1 protein-coding gene is annotated in these 1506 nt (G+C 68.5%); it reads left to right on the plus strand.

The features are described from left to right. Positions 1 to 90: 90 nt before the first annotated feature. Positions 91 to 1449, plus strand: coding sequence for an IS256 family transposase (locus AB0B91_RS65925; RefSeq protein ID WP_358343207.1), 1359 nt, complete (start codon positions 91 to 93; stop codon positions 1447 to 1449). Positions 1450 to 1506 lie beyond the last annotated feature (57 nt).

Consider the following 1506-nt stretch of genomic DNA (forward strand, 5'->3'; position numbering starts at 1 on the left):
GGTCACGTCCGAGATGCGGTGTAAAAGAGAACGAGCGTAGGTTGCCGTGCTGAACCGACCAAAGTTCGCACTACGCAAGGACCTACGCTCGTGGCACGCACACTACCGCCCGTTCAGGCCATCCGCGCCGAGATCGACGCCCTGTTCACCGAGGGCCGCGATCTGGTCGAGGTCATCGAGGACGTCGCCCGTCTCGGTGCCCGCCTGATCATCCAGACCGCCGTCGAAGCCGAGGTGGACGCCTTCCTCGGCCGCGCCCGCTACCAGCGCGCCGCCACCGCCGGAGGTGAGGAGCAGACAGTACGGCCCGGTCACCGCAACGGCCACTGCCCGACCACCGTCAAGACCACCACGGGCGCGGTGACCATCGCTCGCCCCAAGCTACGCGGCACCACCGAGGCGTTCGCCTCCCGCTTGTTTGGCGCCGGTGTGACCCGCACCAACGCGCTGGAGACGCTGGTCATCGCTTCCTTCGTGCGCGGCCTGTCGGTGCGCGACGTGGAGGGCGCCCTGGCTGATGCGCTCGGACCCGAGGCCGCCTTGTCGAAGTCGACCGTCTCGACGATCTGCCAGGCGATCGTGGCCGAGTACGACGCCTGGTCGCGTCGTGAGCTGACCGCGATCGAGCTGGACTATCTGTTCCTGGACGCCTCGCACTTCAAGATGCATGACGGGCAGCGCCCCGAGCCGGTGCTGGCCGCCTGGGGCATCACGACCGAGGGCAAGCCGGTCTTCATCGGCCTGTCCGCCGCGGCTGCAGAGTCGACTGACGCCTGGCACGACTTCCTGACCGACCTGGCGGCCCGGGGTCTGCGTGCGCCGCTGCTCGTCATCTCTGACGGCGCGCCCGGCCTCATTGCCGCTGCTGAGCAGGTCTTTCCCCGCTCACTGCGCCAGCGCTGCGTGATCCACAAATGCCGCAATGTCATGTCGAAGGTCAGTGCCGGCGACCAGGCCGAGGTCAAGGCCGCCTTCTGGAACATCTTCGACACCAGCAGCCTGGAGAAAGACGACAAGGAGATCGAGCCGGGCCAAGACCTGGTGGCCTGGGTCCAGCAACGCATCGACGCCTTCGCCGACACCTGGGGCGGCCGCTACCCAGCGGCGGTCAAAAGCCTGCTGACCGACCGCGCCTCGCTGACGACCTACCTCCGCTTTCCGGCCGAGCACCACAAGCGCATCCGCCACTCCAACTTCATCGAGCGCACCTTCGGCGAAACCCGCCGCCGCGTCAAGGTCATCGGCCGCTTCCCCGGCGAGACCTCCTGCGTTTCCCTGGTCTGGGCGGTCCTGGACCGCGCCGCCCGCGGCTGGCGCGGCTTCACCATGACCTCCAAGGGCCTGCGCACCCTGCAGGACTTGCGCCGCGCCCTGCTCTCCCCGCCCACCCCGCTCCGCCCAGCCGCAACCACGGCGTCCGACTCGACACCCGAAACGGCCGCCGCCTAAGATCAACCCGCGGCACCTACCTCGTTGAGCCTTTTACACCGCTCCGAGGACGCGACC

Origin of the sequence: Nonomuraea sp. NPDC049141 (genome assembly GCF_040648415.1) — a bacterium.
Classification (GTDB): Bacteria; Actinomycetota; Actinomycetes; order Streptosporangiales; family Streptosporangiaceae; genus Nonomuraea.